This is a genomic window from Methanobrevibacter sp., from assembly GCF_045220775.1.
In the GTDB taxonomy this organism is placed as follows: Archaea; Methanobacteriota; Methanobacteria; order Methanobacteriales; family Methanobacteriaceae; genus Methanocatella.
This window is the reverse complement of the sequence record NZ_JBGUWC010000121.1, coordinates 19,389-40,235: the sequence shown is the minus strand read 5'-3', so window position 1 is coordinate 40,235 and position 20,847 is coordinate 19,389. Positions and strand designations below refer to the sequence as shown.

Genomic DNA, 20,847 nt, shown 5'->3' with positions numbered 1-20,847 from the left:
CATTATCCTGAAGGTTGGCAGAAATTATTTGAGTTTTAGTTCCTGTTCAATTCTTCATTTATTTTTTCTTTTTTTTATGAGGGTCCTAGTTAATATTGCAACGGCATTTGACAAGCATCTTTTTAGTCCTATTGGACTTTAGACAGCAAGTTTCCAGTAATATTTTCTATACTTGATCTCGCATCATCAAAATCAGTTTGGTTTAGATAATTTTCCATACTTGATTTTACATCATCTAAATCGCTTTGGTTTAGATAATCTTCTACTATTGTGGTGTTGATATCTAAATAAGAACTGTTTGGATAGACATTTTTGTACTCTACCGATTTGGCCATATGAACTGCAATATCTTTGTCCTCACAACAAATTATAATGTTGTCATGGGTAGTTTCATTACTTAATGGAATGAAATAGTATTTTCCATTATAATTTACTTTAATGATGTCAAATAAGTGGACTTCCAATAATTCGTCGGCATTTAGCACGTAACATGTAAACCCATCAATGTTCTGCAATTCACCTGTTTTTATCAGCTCATTGATTGCATTAAAACCTAATCCGCTTAATTCAATGCCGATGTCATCGTGACTGTTATAAGTAACTAATAACCCATTTTCCCAATTCCAAATCTTTAATCCGTCAGCATTTCCCTGATATTTAGTCTGATTTGCCGGAACATCCATGCTTGTTCCGTTGGGTGTTATTTCAATTCTTTCATAATCTACAGAATTTGCCAGCATTACTAGAATAATGCCAACAATAATCAAAAGCAGCACGACGATAAAAATTATTTTTTTGTTGTCCATGAATAATGCCCTCATTATTTTTGTGGGTTATGGGTTATTTTTTTTAGAACTTCTATTTAAATTCATTCAAAAAATAAAAATCATGTGAATATAGGGGTTTTACACAATTATATCTTGTTTAAGCATAAATTTTAATAGGAGATAATAATGCACCTTGCACTATAATATATAATCCTTCATTATCTTGATTTAAGTGTGCAAATCAAAAATGAAAAATGTTTTCATAGGTTAAATGTAATGTAATATATGTTTTTCATTATAAGGGGATTTCCATAATCGAAACGGCTATTAGATTTTTGTTAAAAATCATTATAAAGTATAATAGTTTATTACTTTGATGAATAAAATATACTATCATGAATATTTCAAATTTATTTTTGAATGAAAAAGTTAATACTGGTAGGCAAGTTGAACTTGATATTGCCAAGGGGCTGGCAATTATCTTCATGATTTTCTTGCATACCATTATGGTAGTTCAGTGTTATAATGCCGGTTTAAGCCCTACTTATAATTTTGTATTTAGTAATGTGTTGGGAAGGCCTTATGCTGCAGTCATTTTCATGTTCTGCATGGGTGTTGGCGTTGTATATTCAAGACGCAGTCAATGGAATACTATGATAAAGAGGGGAATAATATTATACCTTTTAGGTATTTTGGTGAATGTGTTTGAGTTTTTCATACCTCATTTTCTTGCTGGGGCTCTTGGTGTCGATGCCAGTCCGTTTCCTCTAGCTGATGGGTTGCTGCTCTTTTGTGTCGATATCCTGGCATTTGCAGGTATGGCCTTTGTTTTAATGGGAATTTTAAAGAAATTTGAACTTTCAAATAAGAAGCTGATAATTATTGCAGTGGCAATGTCCATACTCGGAACCCTATTTAAGGGCACTGATTTTGGTAGCCCTGTTTTAAACCTATTATTCGGTCACTTATTTGGAGTGGCAGGGGGATTTTGTGCTTTTCCTTTATTCAATTGGTTTATTTTCCCAATTGCAGGATATGTCTGGGGACAATACTTCATTAGAGCCAAAGATAAAAGTGAATTCTTTAAGTTTTGGCCAATTTTAATGATTATTGCATTAATTTACTTCTTTGTATCCTCAAATTTATGGGGCGGAGTATTTTCCGAGGATGTCCATTTCTATTACTTCTTAAACACTTTGGATGCAATATTTGGTATAATTAATGCTCATGCTCTAATCGGCCTATGTTACTGGATGATTAAATACTTGTCGGATGCTGCCATTAAGGCATTTTCCATATTGAGTAGCAACATAAACACTATTTATATTGCTCAATGGTTCTTTATACCTGTAACAATTGTTCTCATTACCTATTTCGCTAAAGACTTGGTATTGAATGATTTTGTAACCACAATTATTGCAATAGTCATGCTTATCATATCTACAGCAGCTGCACTGGGCTATAAAAAATTGAGAACATCAAAAAGTTAATCTAGGAGGGAAAAATGAATTTCAAATCAAACCTTTTTGTTATTTTAATAATTATCTGTCTTTTATTTTCTATATCCTGCGTTTCAGCGAGTGATAACTCGACGAATATAATTAATGCGGATGATAACTATCAAACAAATGCTGAATTTAATCAATTAGAATCTGTTAATCAGGATAATCTCGCCAATGGGGATGATTATAAATCTTTTGATGAGTTTCATCAGGATGCAATGAACAGTAGCGGTACATTTAATGTGAAATCCGACTATAAGTATGATGAAAATGACCGTTATGAGTCTTTAAGATTCACTATAGAAAGTTTAGTAATTAACGGTAATAATCATGTTATAGACGGTTCAGGCTCAGATAGTGTCTTTACTTTTTATTTCAACAACAGCACTGGCGCTGATTTTTTGAATCTTACTGTTAATGATTTGACCTTTAAACATTTTAATAGTCAATGTATTGCCGTTTCAAATGCCCACATCACTTTAAATAATGTTACATTTATAGATTGCAATAGTGAACTGGGATTCGTTTTTATTTCAGATCAATCTGTATTGTGCTTGAATAACACTAATTTTTCATCAAGAAGCAATTGCAGTTTCATTTTTTCTGACCATTCTGATATAATAATTAATAATTCTTATCTTTCAGGTAAGGATGATTGTGCTAATGCAATTACACAGGATAGGGGTCAGTTAATTATTGAAAATACCATTTTTGAAAATTTCAACTCTGAAAACGGAGCTATAATAAATTTCAAGGGGGATTATTTTTCAATCAGAAATTCGAAGCTGATTAATTCTCGTTCGCAGTTTAATGGGGGAGCAATCATTGCCAAATATTTCCCGCTTTACGATTATAGTTTTGAGCCCTATCCATCTGATGCGATGTTGATTGAAAATTGCGTATTTTCCAACCTTTCAGCCAGCAATGATGGAGGTGCAATATACATTGACCTGGATTCTGGATCTGAACACATTCCTCAAAGTTTGAATATTGTTAATTCTAATTTCACAAACTGCACTTCCCGTTATGGGGGCGCTATTGCAATACAAGGCGGTTCTTTGAATATTATGTGTTCCAATCTTATAAATAATTCTGCTGCTATCAAAGGCGGTGCAATATTTTCCTCATGGTGCAGTGTAAATATTGCTAATTCCACATTATCCAATAATATGGCAGAAAAAAATGCGGGAGCAATATACTTTGATAAAGGCAAATTGGCAATCAGATATTCCAATATAACCAATAACAAAGCTTTAAATGGATCTGATAAGGCAGCCAATGCAATCTATGCTAATGATGTGGATGCATATTTCGCGAACTCTACTTTTGATAATGGCGGAATCGGTGTTTATGCCAATTTTGCAAGCAACTCAAAAATGGAAAATGTTGTAAAGGACAATGATGCTTTCCTATTGGATAATAAGGACTATGTCGTTTCAGTTGAAACTAAAGCAATCAAGTTCAATTTAACAAATAACTCTATTGTTGTAGATAAATTGCCATCCAGGTTTGATGCGCGTGATTGGGGATGGACAACTCCGGGAAAAATACAGGGGGACAATGATGACTGTTGGGCATTTGCAACAGTAGCATCCCTTGAAACAGCTCTTCTCAAGTCAACAGGACAGGCATTTAATTTGTCACAGAATTACGTTCAAAAATTAAATCTGAAATATTATCCTATGGGGGATTTAAGAATTAGCCTAACAGGTTTCGCCTACAATGGTCTGGGATATGCTTTAAACTGGATAGGCGCTCTGCCTTCAGATAGAGCATATGACGATAGGGGAATGCTTGTGGATACCGATTTGGATGCTGAAAGAATTCATGTTCAGGATGCTCTCATTATTTTTGATGGGGCAAATAATGCTGACTTGATAAAACAGGCAGTGCTTAAATATGGTGCAGTCACTGTTCAAGTAATTTATAATAATCTTTCTGGCAGTATAAACGCTACTGGGGAGGATATTGCTGTTATGGATCATGGAATTCATTTTGTTTCAATCATAGGATGGGATGATAACTATGGTATGGATAGTGATAATTCCAGCGATGAGTCTATGGATGATGAGGACTATAATGACTCTGCGGATTATGATGTGGATTATAATGAGTCAATGGACTATGATGATTTTATGGACGGCGATTATTCCATGGATAATGAGGAGGATGCCGACCAGGATACTTATGGTGCATGGATAACTAAAGATTCATTAGTTGGGTTTTATGAGATTTTTTACTCTGATTGGCAGCTTTTGGCTATAGATTATTATGCAATTGTCCCTCAAAATCCAGCTATTGCCTACATCTTTGAGAATACCATTGATTATCATGTGAACTATCAGACCGACTTGACTGGATTGACAGGTTTTGATGAAAACTACACTTATTATTCAAACGAATTCACTTCCAAGTATTCCGAGTTGATTGGTGCTGTTGGAACCTACTTCAATGAGTCTGGAATTGACTATTCATTTGATATTTATGTGAACAATAATAAGGTTCACTCACAAAGTGGTGTAAGTGAATTTGCAGGATTCAGGACAATTGTTTTAAATAAATACATTCCGGTTAAAGCCGGCGATAAGTTTAAAGTTGTCTTTAAGAATAATAATCTTCCTTATCAGGCATATTCGAGAGTTCACTACATATCAGGAATGTCTAAAGTAAGTGCGGATGGCAAATCTTGGACTGATATGGCACCTTTAAACAAAACAGTTTGTCTTAAGGCATATACAGTTAAGGACGATTCTAAAATCATCAATAACAAGGCCATTTCAGTTGACTATGCAGGAGGCAAATACTTCTCCGTTAAGGTTGTAACTGCGGACGGACATTCAGTTGGTGCAGGTGCAAGTGTCAAATTCACAATTAATGGTAAAACAACTACCGTTAAAACAGACACTAATGGCATTGCCAAGATTAAAATAACACAGAAACCTGGAAAATATACCATCAAAACCACTTATAATGGTAAAACATATTCAAACAAGGTTACTGTAAAACAGGTGTTGACCGCAAGCAAAGTCACTGTCAAGAAGACTTATAAGAAATTTACCTTAAAAGCAAAACTCAAAATCAATGGCAAGTTGGTTAAAGGCAAAACAATAACATTCAAATTCAACGGTAAAACCTACAAAGTAAAAACAAACTCAAAAGGAATAGCGCAAAAGGTATTGAAAAAGAGTGTTATCAAGAAGCTTAAAAAAGGTAAAACCTACTTTGTTAAAGTGATTTACCTTAAAGACACTATAAAAACAACTGTTAAAGTTAAGTAGGTGAATTCGTTCATCTACATTTTTTATTATTTTTTTCAATTTAACTATAATTCTCACTAATCTATTTTCTAAACAGTTTCATGTATCTCGAATTAAAGTAGGGTTCTATTTTCAAATACCTATGTGTTAATGCAAAATTCATTTCATTATATTAAAGGAATAGAGCATCTATTGATTTTTATCAACCGTGTCTAATAGGAAACTAATTTGATTTTCAATGGAGAAAAGGAGTAGATCTTTTGGTTAAAAAATCAGAAAGAAGTTTCAAAACACTATTCACAATAAAACAAAAATCAGAATTTCAAAAAATTCTTAAAAAAATAAAAAAATGAAAGTAAAATTATTTTTTAACTTTCACGCTTTGTTTAACTGTATTTTTAAGATAGGTCACTTGGTATGTTACTTTTTTACCCACTTTGAGTTTTTTGAGCACGGATTTTTTTATGGTTATTTGTGCAACACCCTTTTTGTTGGTTTTCGCCTTATATGTTTTTCCATTGAATTTAAAGGTTACTGCTTTATTTTTGATAGGTGCTTTTCCTTTCAAAGTAGCTTTAATCACCAATTTCTTAGATGATTTTTTAACAGTGACTTTTGCAAGCTTTATATTCTGTTTCACTTTTACTGTGTTTTTGATTGTTTGGCCGGCATAAGTCGCAGTTAATGTGTAGGTGCCTACTTTAACTGTGTTAGGTATAGTTAAAACCGCATAGCCATTGCTGTTTGTTTTAACATTATATGTTACCTTGTTTAGTGTTATGGTTACAATTTGGTTTGCTCCAACAGGATTTCCATCATTGCCATATACGCGAACCTTAAAGCTGGATCCGTCTGCATAGAACATGTTGACATTTGAGTTTTCACTAAACCTTGAGACAACATTAATTGTTGTAACGCTTTCTTGCAAGGTTACAGGATTTTGTAGAAGAAGGGTATGTTTTCCAACTGAAAGGCCGGATAATGTCAGGTATAGTATTCCTTCATTGTTGTTAATTTGTCCTGTGTAAGTGTTGCCATCAAGTTTAAAGGTCACTTCCTTGTTGAATAGCTCAATACCGTTTTTGTCATAGAATTTACCTTCTATGCTTAATTTAGTATTGTATCCGATTTTAACGTTGTCCGGAATTTCAATGGAGTTCATTATTTCAAATAATTCAATGACATCTCCATCATCGTATGAAGTGACAAGGACATATTTTCCAGGTTCTAATGTTAAACTGAATGTTGCTTTGCCATTTTTAACTGTTGCGCTGCCTAATTCTTTATCATTTTCATAAATGCTGATTGTTTTCCCGTTAGCATTTGAATTAATTGTTAAAGGGGCATTTGTATAGTATTGTGACTTATCTTCAGAGTCTGGATTCTCAACGGTGTATACTTTGATACATGCGGTTTTGCCGAGTTTTCCTAAATCGTCTATATAATTGTCAGTATAGTATGCCATTGATTTTCCACTTTCAAAATGGATTCTTGTAAATTCAAGCAAAGGCATTGATTTTGCCTGTATTCCAACTGAAAATTGCTGGCCTGCATGGATTGCAATTTGTTTGTTTAACTTAATTGTTTCAAATCCGCTGTGGGTTGATTTTCCGGTCTGTGTATGGACAACATCTCCATTAACATATACGTTGATAATATATGCTTCACCAACATTTTCAAAGTAAGTCCCAACGGCTTTTATCAGCTCATCGCCAAAGGCATCATAGGTATTTATGAAATTAATGATTTCACCGTCATCATAGAAGTATCTGTCGTAAGATCCAATATCATATTGGTATACTCCAGTATAGCTTTCGGTATTGTTTATAATGTATCCAACTGATAGGGAGCGCATTGCGAATGTGGTGTCGTAGTATGATACATAGAAATATCCGTCTTCACCCCAGTCAGTTCCCCAGCTGTTTTTACAAATCCAAGCACCGTTTCCTTGTGGTTTTATGTTGAAATTATCCTTTGAATAATTATCGTCCCATCCAACTAAGGTTACAAAGTGATTTCCAGGGTCTTTGCCGTTATAGTATTGTGCATGGGTGGCTGGGTTGTAATACTCGTTATCTGATGAAGCGCCGTAAAGGTGCACTGTCAATCCGCCATATTTTATTAAGGCTTCTTTTAATTTGTTATTGTCTAGGGCATCCTCACGTGGAAGTATGATTACAGTATCTTGGATATGATATGACTCTCCAGGGACAAATGAAGCAACGCTTATCTTACCGAGTTCGTCATAGCTGTCAAGGTCTGTTGAAATAACTCCCAACCATGAGAGGAAAAGGCCCATTCCAGAAGTGGCATATCCTCCTTCAAATATGTCGCTTGCACCATATTCGTTGTAACGTGTTGCTGTGCCCTGAATATTATTTTCAGATAAGTCAAGCAATATTCCGGTTGCTTTTAAAAATGCGGATTCAAGTGCGCCAGTGGCGGCAAAAGCCCAGCATGCACCGTTTGATCCTTGGTCTTTGACAACTCCTGCTAAACTTAGGGAGGTTCCATTTACTTTGTAGTCGCGCAAATCAAATCTAGCATCATTTGCAGTTGCATTTGCGGTTGAAGTCATATCCAGAATAATCTGTTTGCCTTCATATTCAATAATGGTGTTGTATGCAACCTGGTTTAACAATGTTTTTCCACCGTTAAGCTGATTATTGGTTAAAGTTGAACCTGCTCTATCAAAAAAGCTAACAATGGTTTCGCCATTGCATTTTGAGAATTTTGAATTTTTTATTTCGTATTCGCTGTCATGCAAATAGACTGCATCGCCGAAAGTTCCAGCACAGTTATCTGTGAATTCACATTTAGTTATTATGATGTCACTGTCATCGATGTATAGAGCTCCGCCGTATAACTGGTTAGCGATGTTCATATTAAATTTGTTGTTGCCAATCAGAGTGGTTGTATTTGACAGATATACTGCCCCTCCAGCATATTCAGCGATATTGTTGATAAATTCTGTATCTATTAAATTAAATGATCCACCTAACTGGAGATATGCTCCTCCAAAGTTTGAAGAACAATCTTTAAATAATGAATTTGTTAGTGTCACGCTGTTTTCTGCATTAACGTCATCCCCATTCAAGTCTGCATAAATGGCTCCTGCATTCTTAGCTGAGGTAACATTAATGAAACTGCATCCGTCAATGGTTATTGACTCACTTCCCTTAAATCCGATAGCCCCTGCTGTGGCATTTGCATGTAAATTAATGAATTTTGAATTTAAAACGGTAAGTTTACTTTTTTCAGAGTAGATTGCTGTAGCATATCTTGAAGTCATATTGGTGAAAATGGTATTATTAACGGTCATGATGGAATTATAACCATAAATTAAACTCCAATGAACTGCTTTATTGCTGATAAATGTGGAATTGTTTATTTCAATTATGCTGTTTAGGCTATACACTGAAGCACCGTTATTTGCATAATTATTTATGAATTTGTCATGATTGCTGTAATAATTACTTGATTCAGCATATATTGCTGCCCCCTCATGGGTGTCATTATTGTTTTCAAATATTACATTATCTGTATACAATTCACAATTGTACAGTATGATTGAGGACATGTTTGCATTAGCTATTGTTAGGTTTTTCATAACTACTGTACCATTGGTGAATCTAAAGACGCCTGCCTGATTGTCTGCATCAATAACATGGCCATTACCATAGATTGTATATGTGCTGCCTTCGAGGACGGTAATGTCTATTCCTTTTATGAAATCTCCATCAGTTGCGCTATTAAATTTATAATCTGATGTAATGTCTAATTCATCAGTGCTGTTACTAACATCTTCTGATAAATCTGTAAAAGATTCGACAGTAGATTCGCCAGCAGATATTGCATCAGAATCAATGATTTGCAGATTATCGTCAGTCTGATTAACATCTTCTGCACTTACTGCACAAATGTTTATTATTAAAAACATTAATGCAGCAATTAGAAACATCTTCTTTTTCAAAATTTTTTCCTCCTAAACTTTAACCATTAATAAATATGTTTTTAACTAATTTATATTGAACTATTTTTCATTGATACAATTTATGTTGGTACAGTGTTTGCTAAAATTTCATCAATACTGACTTCTTCACCATACAATCGGTTTCGGATAGCAGATTGCAATCAGTGTTACCGCAGCGGCGGTCTATTTTCCCTGCTTGTTATTCAGGGTGTTGCAATTGCAACCGCACTGATGCTGCCACTATGTGCCTGCGGATATTCTTCAGACAAATATTCAAAACATATATGTTATATGCGATATAAACTTATATTGATTACAGAAAATGTTTTCTATATAATGTTCAACAATTTGTGCAGACAGATGCAGCAATGATGCAGGTGACCATATGCCAAGGCATTTAGTTTCAGGTTTAAAGTATTTGACAGTAATGGAATTGAAGAAATTAGATTTTTCAACACAGGAAATTGGTGAAATATTGGAAATGGATAGGACAACAGTTTCCCACTTCATTCACGGCAGGAATTTGTCTTCAAATTCAATTGATGTAGCTAGAGTAATCTTGGATTTGACTCCTCAAGATTCATTTAAAATGATTTATTCTTTATGCCAAAATGAAAAACTGACATTCACGATATTAAAGTATTGTTCGAATAACCCAAAGATAAGAATAAAAGATAGTTGCATTGGATGTGGTGTCTGTGTTGAGATATGTGCTATGGATGCATTAAAATTAGTTGACCTAAATTCCAGCGTCGATCTAGATTCTTGTTGCGGATGTCTTTTGTGCACTGATTTCTGTCCGACAAATTCGATTGAAATATTGGAAGCTGATGGTGGAAAATAGTTCATAATTAAAAAAAGCATAATAATAATTTAAATAATAACAAAATAGGATTGTTATAAAAAAGAAAAAAGAGAGTAAGCAGAATTATTCTGCTGCAATTTCAGTAACAAAGGTCATGTTTTCAATGGTTTCACTTTCACCGGATTTAATGGTGTAAATTGGGGAACCAAGTAAAATTAAACCGTTGCAGACTTCTCTGATTTTGTTATCAGCTACTTCTTGCATGTGGGTTCCTTCATAGGTAAATCCTGCGTCTTTGTCGCCTTCTAATGCGAATGAAATTACTTCACCAGATTTTTTGTTAGTTGCATTTACATTTATAATCATTGTACAATCTCCAATTTTTATTGATATTAAATATTTTGTAGGTTAATGTTTTTAAATAATGCGGTTTAATTTTTAGAAAAAGTGTCATTTTTTCAAAATTTCCAAGTCGCTTTTTTCATATTTGTTATGTCCCTTTAAAGATTTTTTATATTTCCAGCATTCAATGGCTTCTTTTAATGTCTTATCATCATTATCTTCAAAGAAATCACGTATATACTGATTATATTGGAATTGCTTATCTATTTTGGTTTTTTCGTTTGAATTTTGAATTTCAAAGTAGGCATTAATAGCATCTTCATATGTTTTATTGGGATTGGCCTTCAACCATTTTTGAAATTTCACTTTGAACTTGAAACCCTTTCCAATCTCTTTTTCAAAGAATTTCCGTTTGTCTTCACTGCATTTGAAGTTTTCGCCAATTCTTGATTCAAGGGAAATCATTTCATGTGAACTGTTTTTAGGAGCTATTTTGACTTTTTGAGGCTCCAGCGATTTTCCGGTATCCAAGTAATGGATTATCCTCTCTTCCAGTTCGCTTTTGCTTCCGTTAACTTTAAGCCCATTTACTCTGCAGAACTCTTTAAGCTCCTCTTTTAAAAAATAGTATTCCTTAAAGTCTTCACTTTTCAAGTCTTTAGTCAGTGATGGTCGTGTCATTTCAATCAAAAAGCAATTTGTCGATAATGTCCATGTCAAGGTTTTCTTCAACTATTTCCGCCAGCCTGTTTAGGGAATAGTCCTTTTGGGTTTCGTAAGGATCTTCTCCGAATTTGGCTTCAAGACCTTTTTTGGCTCTGATGTAGTTCAGGAATTCCCTTCTGAAGTTGTAATTGTGGAATATTCCGTGGAAATATGTTCCGAATACATTGTCTGATGATGCGCCGTCAATTTCGCCGTCTTCGTTATTTCCTTGCCCTTGTTTAATTTTCAGTAATCCTGAAGAAGAGATAAGTTCGGTTGTTCCTTCATGGATTTCATAACCGGTTACTTCCTCACCAACTATATTCTTGAATATTTCACCTGCAAGCCCATCAATATCATCTGGAATTGTTGCAACTGATTGTGTAACAATTTTCTCTGCTCTTGAAAAGCTGGATTCGATATCCAATAATCCCAAACCTTCGATAGTTCCATGTTTTGACTCGCGCTTTTCCTCGTCATGAATTATATTGCCTAAAATCTGCAGTCCTCCGCAGATTCCAACGATTGGGATTTCTGCTGATTTTTCAATGATTTTATCTGCAAGGCCACTTTCATGAAGGGCAAACATGTCTTCAGTTGAGTTACGGGTTCCAGGAATCAGAATGGCATCGACATCTCCAATATCATCATTGACGCCTATCATCTTAAGGCCGACATCGCTTTCGTATTCAAACGGATCGATATCTGTGAAATTGGCTATTTTCGGAAGGCGGATAACGCCGATGGTAATGTCCTTGTCTTCTGCAAAGTTATGAGTAGTCAGTGATGCTGAGTCCTCTTCAGGAAGCCTTAAGGTTTCATCATATGGAAGGACTCCCAAAACAGGCTCGCCGGTTATCTCCTCAATCCTGTCAAGGCCAGGCTTTAAGATATCCAAGTTGCCTCTGAACTTGTTGATGACTGTTGCTTTTAGGCGTGACCTGTCATAGTCATCAAGCAAAACGTATGTTCCCGCAATTGCAGCAAAGACACCGCCCATTTCAATATCTGCTATCAAAATGACATTGGCATCTGCAAGGTGGGCTATCTCCATGTTTGCAATGTCCTGTTTGCGCATATTGATTTCGGCAGGTGAACCTGCCCCTTCGATGATTATGACGTCATATTCATCGGATAAGATCTTGAAACTTTCCTTTATGGCATTGAATGCAGTATCATGGTATTTGTGCTGGTAATCATAAAAGTTCATGTCTCCAATTGATTTTCCCTGGATGATTACGTTTGATGTGAAGTTCCCTTTTGGCTTTAATAAGATTGGATTCATGTGTACGCTTGGTTCAATCATTGCCGCTTCGGCCTGCAGCATTTGCGCTATTCCAATTTCTCCATTCTCTTTTGTGGTATAGGAGTTCAGGGACATATTCTGTGATTTGAATGGAGCCACTTTATATCCCCTGTTTTTATAGATTCTACATAATGCCGCTACGAGCATACTTTTTCCGGCGTTTGATGATGTTCCTTGAACCATGATACAGTTTGTCATGATAGAATATATTGAAGTGATGTTATATATAATTTAAAAATGAGTTAAATTTAATCTAATTTGAAGTATGGATTTAATACATATCATTTATTCGGGGTTTTAAATGTAATCTAATACTATTTAAATATAAACTGATGTGATATATGACCATACAACAAACTCGATTAACAAGATTTAATCATTGAAAATTAAACTTGTATTACTTAATATATTAATTTTTAATATTTAATATTATCTATTTTATAATATAAATTGATAAATAATTAAATTAACATTGATAAATTATTATTTTTAAAATTCATTTTAGTTTGTTAGTTTTTAATATTATTGATATAAACTTATGTTAATATTGATGTGCTTTTCCAAATCAATACTCTTAAATGACCCATCTGCCACAGAACAGTTCATTCCTCATCAAAGTGCATGATGTCTGCGTCGCATACATCTTCGTGCTCTACAGTCATTTCAGTTTTTTTCGTTTGAATCAGGGTCTTTCAGAACTGGTCTGATTAAATCGACAATATGCGCTCCGCATTTGATGCAGAAGACATCTGTTATCTTAAGTTTCTTTCCACATTTAGGGCAAATGACATCAGTATTTTCAATGTATTGAAGTAGCCTGTCCCTGTTTTCAAGGTAGGTCTGTTTCATCTCGCTTTTTTTTGGTGCAAATTCCAATGCCCTTTTATAGCAGTTGAATGCATCCGGAATATTGCCTGATTTTTCCAGAAGTATTCCCTTAAGATTCCAGGCCTCATCCTCATACCGTTTGTCACTTATCTCTTGAAAAATCTCAAGTGACTTTTCAATCTTTTCAAGGCTTTCCTCATCAAATCCAATGTCTTTTAAATATTTGGAATAAGTGATTAAGCACATTGCCTTATTCCCTCTGATTATCTCTGAGGTGCTAAGTTCAATTGCCTTGTCATAATAGAAAAGGGCATCAGGGTATCTCTCCAGACCTTCCAAAATTATTGCCTTAATATTATATGAATTCGCTGTTCTGTATAACTCCAAAGACCTGTCTATGAAAATTAGTGCATCATCATTTCTGCAATCCTTATATAATTCCCATGCCTCGTCAGATATCCTCTTGGCTCTGCTCTTCAACTTTTCGATTTTCCTTTGTTCTTCCTCCCTTTCTCTTTCTTCAATTTCCTCTTCACTTTCTTCAGGTTTCGGTCCGTAACTCATATATGGCACTTCCGGAGCGCCAATATCATTGCCCATGCCTATCGGATCTCCAACATCCCACCTATCATTGTATCCCATCATAATCACTTCACATGTGTTGTCAGTTAATGTGCAAGAATGCCCGACTTCTTTAAGTCATGGATTGATTGCACTATTGGGAAGGCATATTATTTTTCAAATGCTCTTGCTAATTTTTAATATATGTAATATTTGCTTAAATAATAATTGTATGTAGTGTTTGCTGCATCATAATATTTTTCATAAAGATGATGCGCCTAGGGAGAAGAAGTATTAAAAAACATTAATCTTTTAGTAACTTTTATTTACTAAAATGGAAAAGTTTTTATATATTGTGGATTCATATAATATTTATATAGTATATGAAACTTAATTTTGTAATGATGAATTTATTTAGAGAAGTGAGGTTTATTTTATGAAATTTGAAGAACAGGAAGCCATTGAAGATGTTTCCGAAGATATTGTTGCTGAGCCTGAAATGGAGACCAAAGGCGAAGAAACTCAACCTATGTTAGATTATAATAACATTAAAAGCTCACAAGATATTGAAGTCCCTCCCTTATTAATTGATCAGGTCATTGGACATGAAGAGTCCATCGAAACAATCAAAAAAGCGGCAAAACAAAGAAGGAACGTTTTGTTAATTGGAGATCCGGGTGTCGGAAAATCCATGCTTGCTAAGGGAATGGCTCAAATATTGCCTCATGAAGTTTTGCAAGACATCTTGGTATACCCGAATATGGAAGATGCCAACCATCCATTGATAAGAACCGTACCAGCCGGTGAAGGTAAAAAAATAGTAAGAGCAACCAAAGGTTCTGCAAAAGGTCAGGAGGAGAGAAAGACTATAATCACCATGTTTGCAATATGTGGTGTATTGGTAATAGGATTCATGTATGGAAGGTTGCTTGAAGCCATTATTGCAGCAGCTTTAATTTTACTTATATCTATTCAAATTAAGCCAAAAGCCAATAACATGTCTCCAAAATTATTGGTCAATAATCAGGAGTCCAGATTTGCACCGTTCATGGATGCAACCGGAGCTCACGCCGGAGCATTATTAGGTGACGTGCGTCACGACCCATACCAATCCGGAGGACTTGGAACTCCTGCACACGAACGTGTAGAAGCGGGTATGATTCACAAGGCTAACAAGGGCGTTCTCTACATTGACGAGATTGGTACAATGTCCATGAAAACCCAACAAGAGCTCTTATCCGCAATGCAGGAAAAGCAATACTCAATTACAGGACAAAGCGAAAACTCCTCAGGAGCAATGGTAAGGTCCCAGGCAGTACCATGTGACTTTGTGCTTGTAGCATCCGGAAACCTTCAGGTTTTAGAAGGAATGCACATTGCAATGAGGTCAAGAATCAGAGGATACGGTTATGAGGTCTTCATGAAAGACTATATGGAAGACACTACTGAAAACAGAGAAAAACTTGTCCAATTCGTAGCTCAGGAAGTCAAAAACGATGGAAGGATTCCACACTTTGCTCCAGATGCATTGGATGAAATAATCATGGAAGCAAAAAGAAGGTCCGGAAAACAAAACGCTTTGACTTTAAGGTTAAGAGACCTTGGAGGATTAGTAAGATCTGCAGGTGACGTAGCTATCGAAAAAGGTGATGATTTAGTAACTGCTGCGCACGTTATCGAAGCTAAAAAATTCGCAAGAACCCTTGAACAGCAAATAGCTGACAGATCAATCATGCAAAGAAAAGACTACAGTATGGTATCATCTGAAGGCGGTAAAATTGGTCTTGTAAATGGGCTTGCAGTCATTGGTGACAGAAGCGGAATTGTTTCCCCAATCGCAGCAGAAGCTGCTCCGACCCAATCAAAAAACGGTGGTCAAATCATTGCTACCGGTAAGTTGGGTGAGATTGCTCAGGAATCAGTTCAAAATGTAAGTGCATTGATTAAGAAGTACACCAACAAGGACATTTCAGACTACGATATTCACGTTCAGTTCATCCAAACCTACGATGGTGTTGAAGGTGATTCAGCTAGTGTAAGTATTGCAACTGCCGTTATATCAGCTATCGAAGAGATTCCGATTGACCAAACAGTTGCTTTGACCGGTTCACTTAATGTTCGTGGAGATGTAATGCCTATTGGTGGGGCAACTGCCAAAATCGAAGCGGCTGCAGAAGCTGGAATGAAAAAGGTATTGATTCCTAAATCCAACTTGAAAGATGTCATGATTGAGAAGAAATACGAAGACATGATTGAAATCATTCCAACTGAAACTTTGAGTGATGTTTTGGAAAATATCTTAATTAGCGGTTCAAGCAAAGACAGGCTAATTGAAAAAATGAGAAACATCGGTTCTAAAGTTGCAGAAAAAGTTCCGCAAACAGGTTTTAATAATCCAACTACCAATTAAGTTGGATTACTCTATTATTTTTTTATTTACTATTTTTGCTATCGTGTTGTAGAATTCACAGTCTGTTTTTTCCAGTTTTTCGAATGATGCATCAATACTGCAGCTGCAGACATCTGTTTTTCCAATAATATAATCATCAGAGTCTTTTTTAATTAAAATTCCAAATAATTTTTCTTCTTTATCAAAATAAGTATCAAATTCTTCTTGTGTAAGATGGAAAGTATAGTCTTCATCGGTAAATATGTCGCATTCATTTATCATTGGCATGAATGTCATCATGCCAAGTGGAAGGAAAATGTTTTCGCTTTTGCTTATTTTTAGAAGTCGCTCTTCGTAAGTATCGTCATCATTTATACCATATCCTTCAATGTCCAGGATATTGTTGGTTCCCATGTAGCAGTCATCATCAATTATGAAAGCGAAGAGATTGGGGTCTATATAATTCTTGCATGTAGCCCTAATATTATTGATAGTTTCACTGAGATTCATCACAAAATGCCTCGTACTTTTCACAATATGAAAGTATCCAATCAAGTCTGGCAATCACGTTAATCCAATCTATAGGTATACTGTCATAACCGTAATAAATTCCGGCAAGCCCACCGCAAATGGCTGCATTGGTGTCAGTATCAATACCCAGATTCACGGCTTTCAGGACTGCATCCTTATAGTTGTCAGTGGTTTTTAGACAGAAAACTACAGTTTCGATTGTATCAATCACATATCCGCCACTTAAAATATTGTCATCATCAAGTTCATCATTAAATATTCTGTTGAAGTGTTCCAAATCCTCATTATCATTATAATGCTGTTTAATCTTTTCGCATGCCTGATTGATATGCTCATCAATTGTCAAATCGTTTTCAAGCATTGATTTGGCAATCTCGACATACAATACGCAAGCTATTTTGGATCTGGCATGGGCATGTGTCAATGCAGATATGTTTTCGATTGTTTCATAATCAATATCCGGAATGAATGCAAGTGGAAGAACTCTCATAAGAGATCCATTTCCGTTATCATGAGTTGAACTGCCACCGCAATGGAAAACATCAGCTCCTTCAAGGTATCTGTTAAGCCCACGTCTTGTTGTGTTTCCAATATCAAACAGTCTTCCGTGCGGTGTAAATTTAGAGTTTACCATCCATTCACAAAAATTTTTCATTATGTCTTCATAATCAATTGCCTTCTTGTTTATAATGCTGTCCATTGTAGCTATTGTCATGGAAGAATCATCAGACCAGGTTCCCATTTCCTGATTATAGGTTCCATATTCTCTCATATCCACAACAGGATCTTTTTCAAGTGTTTCCCTTCTTTCAAATTCAACCGGAACACCCAATGCATCTCCAACTACAAAACCGATTATTCCATCTTTAACTTTCATGATTCTATATTTTTGATTATAAATTATATATATTTTTAAAACAAATTTTAATTATGATTTTAAAAACTGAAAATCTTACATTGAGGCCATGGCAGGAAGATGATGCAGAATGCCTATATCACTTTGCAAAAAACCCTCACATCGGACCGATAGCCGGATGGCCTCCTCATGAAAGTGTTGAAGACAGTTTGAATATTATCAAAACAGTATTTTCCAAAAAAGAAACTTATGCCATTGTAAAGGATGATGTTCCAATCGGTTGCGTAGCATTGCTGTTCCATCCCGATACCAATCACTGGTGGGGTGAGGATTCGGCTGAACTCGGATATTGGGTGGCCGAAGAGCATTGGGGAAACAATTATGCGACTGAAGCTTCCCAAGCACTAATCAAAAGGGCTTTCGATGATTTGGAGGTAGGCGAGATTTATGCATCATACCGCATTGACAATGCAAAATCAAAAAGGGTTTTGGAAAAATTAAATTTTAAATATCTTGATGAACTAAATAATATTAATTATTTGGGCGAAGAAATTATAGAAATCGCTGTGAAATTGGAAAGAGAGGAATTTGATGGTTAGAAATTGCAATAACTGTGGATTTGTTAATCAGGACGATTATGACTATTGCGCCAAATGCGGCACACCTTTAGTTGAAGGACTGAAGCGCAAGCAGGTTTATGTTCTGAATGCCGAGGAACCGCAGGTAAATAAAAAGGCAATCATTGCATCATACATCGTTACAATCGTATTGTCCTGGAGCGGTTTCATTATAGGATTAATCTCCAAAAATACGGCTATAGCCACTGTCACATTTTTCGGATTTTTCATGCCATTCTACTTAATTCAGTCACGCCATCCCACAATCAGAAAGCATGGGCTGATTCAAATGGCAATTTCTCTTGTTGGTGTGGCTCTCTCATTTTATATTCTATTGAATTAAAAGAAAAAAGGGGAAATTAAACAATATGGAAGCTAATATTTCCCAATAAAACTTGAATCGGTATTTGAATTATATTTATTCCGTCTTGAATCATGGCGGTTGATACTGCATCTCCCCTGTCCATTGATCCTTGAACGCCACCATTACCTGCATAACCATGATACCCATCATTTGCACGAATATCGTCGACAATGCTTTCACCGAATATGGCGCAAGCAGCATCATTATTCACGCTGACAATCAAATGGGGTGTTACATGATATGTATAGCTCATTATATCACGAGCTGCACCGTATGGATCTTGAGGGTCATTTATATGGACATTATGCAATGTCTGACCTTCTGCATTAACGGAATTTCCCGGATAAATCCATTTAAATCCGGTAAGGCCAATTGATGCGGCCATATCTATACTTGAATCTTCTGCTGTATCTTCAGCAACAATTAAAATTGGACTAACAATGGTTGAAGCTAAAAATACAACTATTATCAATGCAATTATTTTAAGAATTGTGTTAGATTCTGCCATGATTACTTTTTATAGAATGTTTAAATATTAATACTTAACCTTTTTAATCATCAAAAACATATATAGTTTCATAAGAAATTTTGGTGATATTGTGATTATTGGTGGTTCAGCTTCCCAAGATCTGGCGGCTCATGTGGCACGTGAACTTGGAGAAGAGTTATGTTATGTTGAAACTAAAAAGTTTCCAGATGGAGAAAGGTATTTGAGAATTGATGGCAATCTTAGTGATGAAGTTACTGTTATTCAGTCAACAGGTTATCCTCAGGATGAAAATCTGATGGAATTATTGTTTATAATAGCCAATCTTAAGGATTTGGGTGTTAAAAAGGTAAAGGCCGTAGTTCCATATATGGGATATGCAAGACAAGAGAAACGTTTCAATCCAGGTGAGACAATTTCCGCTAAGATTATCTGCAATCTGATTGAAGCTGCAGGTGCGGATGAGTTCATAACATTCAATATTCATGAGGAATGCGTTTTGAAATTTTTCAATATTCCGGCAAGGAACTTGTCAGCGATGCCTGCAATTGCGGAATATCTGGACAAGAAATTCTTCAAGAAAACAAATGAAAAGCCATTGATTATCGCACCGGATAAAGGAGCATACGGTTTTGCGCAGGAAATGGCTGAAATCATTGGCTGTGACTGCACATACTTGACCAAAGTCCGTTTAGGACCGGACAAGGTTGAAACCAAAATCGTGGATGTCAGATGCGACAGCGAAAGCGAAAACACTGTAAACGTGGACTCCGTAAAAGGCATGCATGCAGTAATCATTGATGATATCATAGCTACCGGCGGAACTATCGTAAACGCAATCAATATCTTAAAACAGTATGGTGCATCATCAGTGGACGTCTGCTGCGTTCACCCGATTCTAACCAATAACGGTGCTACCAGAATCTATGCTGCCGGCGCCAACAAGATTATAGGTACCAACAGCTTATCTTCCGATACTTCACGAGTATCCATTGCAAAATCCATTGCGGATGCACTGAGGGATTGAACCATCATAATTTAAACTAATTCAATCGGGTTAATCTTATTGAATTATCATTTAAACAAATGGGGTGTAATCCATGAGAATCTGCCAGGAATGTGGAATGGAAGTCAAGGAAGATGAAAGCGTCTGTCCGAGATGCGGCAGCGAAGATATCAAGACCGAGAACTTTTGCAGGATATTAGGTACAAAATTAGATTAAAAGTGATGGATATTTTAATTTGCACTGAGGGAATAAAATGGATAAGGAACAAATTAAAAAGGAATTGGTTGATAAATCCAATAGGATTTTAGAGAAATATTCGGAAATGGATGTTGTAGAATCTATCTCTGTAATGAATATGGCTTCTAAAACCGTATTTCTAGGTTCCCTTAAGGTTTTCAATTATGAAGTCATTCCAAATATTATGAGGGATTTGGAAAAGGAACTGAAAGGCTATGGGGAGCTGGTCGTAAGAGATCAAAGAGTCACACCGTGCTGTTCTCCAAGCTACACCCATATTACTTTCAATGTTACAATTCCTAATTAAGATATT

General features: G+C 35.5%; 18 protein-coding genes. 9 read left to right on the top strand and 9 right to left on the bottom strand.

Going from position 1 to position 20,847, the window contains the following annotated elements; all coding sequences use genetic code 11:
• Window positions 1-128: 128 nt before the first annotated feature.
• Window positions 129-806: a hypothetical protein gene (locus tag ACJROP_RS08180; protein ID WP_406534981.1), complete on the bottom strand. Its 678-nt coding sequence runs from the start codon at window positions 804-806 to the stop codon at window positions 129-131.
• Window positions 807-1,162: 356 nt separating this feature from the next.
• Between ACJROP_RS08180 and ACJROP_RS08175 the strand changes: the two genes are divergently transcribed.
• Both ACJROP_RS08175 and ACJROP_RS08170 read left to right on the top strand, forming a co-directional pair.
• Window positions 1,163-2,257, top strand: coding sequence for an acyltransferase family protein (locus ACJROP_RS08175; RefSeq protein WP_406534980.1), 1,095 nt, complete (start codon window positions 1,163-1,165; stop codon window positions 2,255-2,257).
• 14 nt (window positions 2,258-2,271) lie between these two features.
• Window positions 2,272-5,547 (top strand): lectin like domain-containing protein, encoded by a 3,276-nt coding sequence (locus ACJROP_RS08170; RefSeq protein ID WP_406534979.1) that lies wholly within the window; start codon window positions 2,272-2,274, stop codon window positions 5,545-5,547.
• A gap of 340 nt (window positions 5,548-5,887) precedes the next feature.
• Here ACJROP_RS08170 and ACJROP_RS08165 read toward each other — a convergent pair whose 3' ends face one another.
• On the bottom strand, window positions 5,888-9,499 hold the full coding sequence (locus tag ACJROP_RS08165) for a C1 family peptidase (protein WP_406534978.1): 3,612 nt from the start codon (window positions 9,497-9,499) through the stop codon (window positions 5,888-5,890).
• 385 nt (window positions 9,500-9,884) lie between these two features.
• Here ACJROP_RS08165 and ACJROP_RS08160 point away from each other — a divergent pair, with 385 nt between their 5' ends.
• Window positions 9,885-10,343 (top strand): 4Fe-4S binding protein, encoded by a 459-nt coding sequence (locus ACJROP_RS08160; RefSeq protein ID WP_406534977.1) that lies wholly within the window; start codon window positions 9,885-9,887, stop codon window positions 10,341-10,343.
• Between the two features lie 84 nt (window positions 10,344-10,427).
• On the opposite strand, the gene ACJROP_RS08155 is transcribed toward ACJROP_RS08160, so the two are convergent.
• The 4 genes from ACJROP_RS08155 to ACJROP_RS08140 form a co-directional block, all read right to left on the bottom strand.
• Window positions 10,428-10,670 carry a hypothetical protein gene (locus tag ACJROP_RS08155; RefSeq protein WP_406534976.1) on the bottom strand — a complete coding sequence of 81 codons (243 nt, stop codon included), beginning with the start codon at window positions 10,668-10,670 and terminating at the stop codon, window positions 10,428-10,430.
• Window positions 10,671-10,754: 84 nt separating this feature from the next.
• The gene (locus ACJROP_RS08150; protein ID WP_406534975.1) at window positions 10,755-11,327 is read right to left on the bottom strand and encodes a DUF6434 domain-containing protein; all 573 of its coding nucleotides are present in this window, start codon (window positions 11,325-11,327) and stop codon (window positions 10,755-10,757) included.
• A gap of 1 nt (window position 11,328) precedes the next feature.
• Window positions 11,329-12,855 carry a cobyric acid synthase CobQ gene (gene cobQ / locus ACJROP_RS08145; protein ID WP_406534974.1) on the bottom strand — a complete coding sequence of 509 codons (1,527 nt, stop codon included), beginning with the start codon at window positions 12,853-12,855 and terminating at the stop codon, window positions 11,329-11,331.
• Window positions 12,856-13,320: 465 nt separating this feature from the next.
• Window positions 13,321-14,127, bottom strand: a complete 807-nt coding sequence (locus tag ACJROP_RS08140; protein ID WP_406534973.1) for a tetratricopeptide repeat protein — start codon at window positions 14,125-14,127, stop codon at window positions 13,321-13,323.
• Window positions 14,128-14,482: 355 nt separating this feature from the next.
• On the opposite strand from ACJROP_RS08140, the gene lonB reads away from it, so the two are divergent.
• A complete protein-coding gene (gene lonB / locus ACJROP_RS08135) occupies window positions 14,483-16,456 on the top strand; it encodes an ATP-dependent protease LonB (protein WP_406534972.1) in 1,974 nt (657 codons plus the stop codon).
• Between the two features lie 6 nt (window positions 16,457-16,462).
• On the opposite strand, the gene ACJROP_RS08130 is transcribed toward lonB, so the two are convergent.
• Together ACJROP_RS08130 and ACJROP_RS08125 are read right to left on the bottom strand one after the other, a co-directional pair.
• Entirely contained in the window at window positions 16,463-16,945 is a 483-nt protein-coding gene (locus ACJROP_RS08130) for a hypothetical protein (RefSeq protein ID WP_406534971.1), read from the bottom strand.
• A complete protein-coding gene (locus ACJROP_RS08125; protein WP_406534970.1) occupies window positions 16,932-17,843 on the bottom strand; it encodes an ADP-ribosylglycohydrolase family protein in 912 nt (303 codons plus the stop codon). Before ACJROP_RS08125 ends, ACJROP_RS08130 begins: the two co-directional genes overlap by 14 nt.
• Before the next feature lie 53 nt (window positions 17,844-17,896).
• On the opposite strand from ACJROP_RS08125, the gene ACJROP_RS08120 reads away from it, so the two are divergent.
• Both ACJROP_RS08120 and ACJROP_RS08115 read left to right on the top strand, forming a co-directional pair.
• Window positions 17,897-18,421, top strand: coding sequence for a GNAT family N-acetyltransferase (locus tag ACJROP_RS08120; RefSeq protein WP_406534969.1), 525 nt, complete (start codon window positions 17,897-17,899; stop codon window positions 18,419-18,421).
• Window positions 18,414-18,782, top strand: coding sequence for a zinc ribbon domain-containing protein (locus ACJROP_RS08115; RefSeq protein WP_406534968.1), 369 nt, complete (start codon window positions 18,414-18,416; stop codon window positions 18,780-18,782). The genes ACJROP_RS08120 and ACJROP_RS08115 overlap by 8 nt, the downstream gene beginning before the upstream one ends.
• Before the next feature lie 16 nt (window positions 18,783-18,798).
• Here ACJROP_RS08115 and ACJROP_RS08110 read toward each other — a convergent pair whose 3' ends face one another.
• A complete protein-coding gene (locus tag ACJROP_RS08110) occupies window positions 18,799-19,311 on the bottom strand; it encodes a hypothetical protein (protein ID WP_406534967.1) in 513 nt (170 codons plus the stop codon).
• 91 nt (window positions 19,312-19,402) lie between these two features.
• Here ACJROP_RS08110 and ACJROP_RS08105 point away from each other — a divergent pair, with 91 nt between their 5' ends.
• From ACJROP_RS08105 to ACJROP_RS08095, 3 genes are all read left to right on the top strand, one after another.
• A complete protein-coding gene (locus ACJROP_RS08105; RefSeq protein ID WP_406534966.1) occupies window positions 19,403-20,317 on the top strand; it encodes a ribose-phosphate diphosphokinase in 915 nt (304 codons plus the stop codon).
• A gap of 73 nt (window positions 20,318-20,390) precedes the next feature.
• Complete coding sequence (locus ACJROP_RS08100) at window positions 20,391-20,513, top strand: zinc-ribbon domain-containing protein (protein ID WP_406534965.1); 123 nt, start codon at window positions 20,391-20,393, stop codon at window positions 20,511-20,513.
• Between the two features lie 37 nt (window positions 20,514-20,550).
• Complete coding sequence (locus ACJROP_RS08095) at window positions 20,551-20,841, top strand: hypothetical protein (protein ID WP_406534964.1); 291 nt, start codon at window positions 20,551-20,553, stop codon at window positions 20,839-20,841.
• Window positions 20,842-20,847 lie beyond the last annotated feature (6 nt).

Excerpts from the sequence above, each read along its gene's own strand:
- ACJROP_RS08180 (WP_406534981.1), bottom strand. The coding sequence starts at position 806 with ATGGACAACAAAAAAATAATTTTTATCGTCGTGCTGCTTTTGATTATT.
- ACJROP_RS08175 (WP_406534980.1), top strand. The coding sequence starts at position 1,163 with ATGAATATTTCAAATTTATTTTTGAATGAAAAAGTTAATACTGGTAGG.
- ACJROP_RS08170 (WP_406534979.1), top strand. The coding sequence starts at position 2,272 with ATGAATTTCAAATCAAACCTTTTTGTTATTTTAATAATTATCTGTCTT.
- ACJROP_RS08160 (WP_406534977.1), top strand. The coding sequence starts at position 9,885 with ATGCCAAGGCATTTAGTTTCAGGTTTAAAGTATTTGACAGTAATGGAA.
- ACJROP_RS08155 (WP_406534976.1), bottom strand. The coding sequence starts at position 10,670 with ATGATTATAAATGTAAATGCAACTAACAAAAAATCTGGTGAAGTAATT.
- ACJROP_RS08150 (WP_406534975.1), bottom strand. The coding sequence starts at position 11,327 with ATGACACGACCATCACTGACTAAAGACTTGAAAAGTGAAGACTTTAAG.
- cobQ (WP_406534974.1), bottom strand. The coding sequence starts at position 12,855 with ATGACAAACTGTATCATGGTTCAAGGAACATCATCAAACGCCGGAAAA.
- ACJROP_RS08140 (WP_406534973.1), bottom strand. The coding sequence starts at position 14,127 with ATGGGATACAATGATAGGTGGGATGTTGGAGATCCGATAGGCATGGGC.
- lonB (WP_406534972.1), top strand. The coding sequence starts at position 14,483 with ATGAAATTTGAAGAACAGGAAGCCATTGAAGATGTTTCCGAAGATATT.
- ACJROP_RS08130 (WP_406534971.1), bottom strand. The coding sequence starts at position 16,945 with ATGAATCTCAGTGAAACTATCAATAATATTAGGGCTACATGCAAGAAT.
- ACJROP_RS08125 (WP_406534970.1), bottom strand. The coding sequence starts at position 17,843 with ATGAAAGTTAAAGATGGAATAATCGGTTTTGTAGTTGGAGATGCATTG.
- ACJROP_RS08120 (WP_406534969.1), top strand. The coding sequence starts at position 17,897 with ATGATTTTAAAAACTGAAAATCTTACATTGAGGCCATGGCAGGAAGAT.
- ACJROP_RS08115 (WP_406534968.1), top strand. The coding sequence starts at position 18,414 with ATGGTTAGAAATTGCAATAACTGTGGATTTGTTAATCAGGACGATTAT.
- ACJROP_RS08110 (WP_406534967.1), bottom strand. The coding sequence starts at position 19,311 with ATGGCAGAATCTAACACAATTCTTAAAATAATTGCATTGATAATAGTT.
- ACJROP_RS08100 (WP_406534965.1), top strand. The coding sequence starts at position 20,391 with ATGAGAATCTGCCAGGAATGTGGAATGGAAGTCAAGGAAGATGAAAGC.
- ACJROP_RS08095 (WP_406534964.1), top strand. The coding sequence starts at position 20,551 with ATGGATAAGGAACAAATTAAAAAGGAATTGGTTGATAAATCCAATAGG.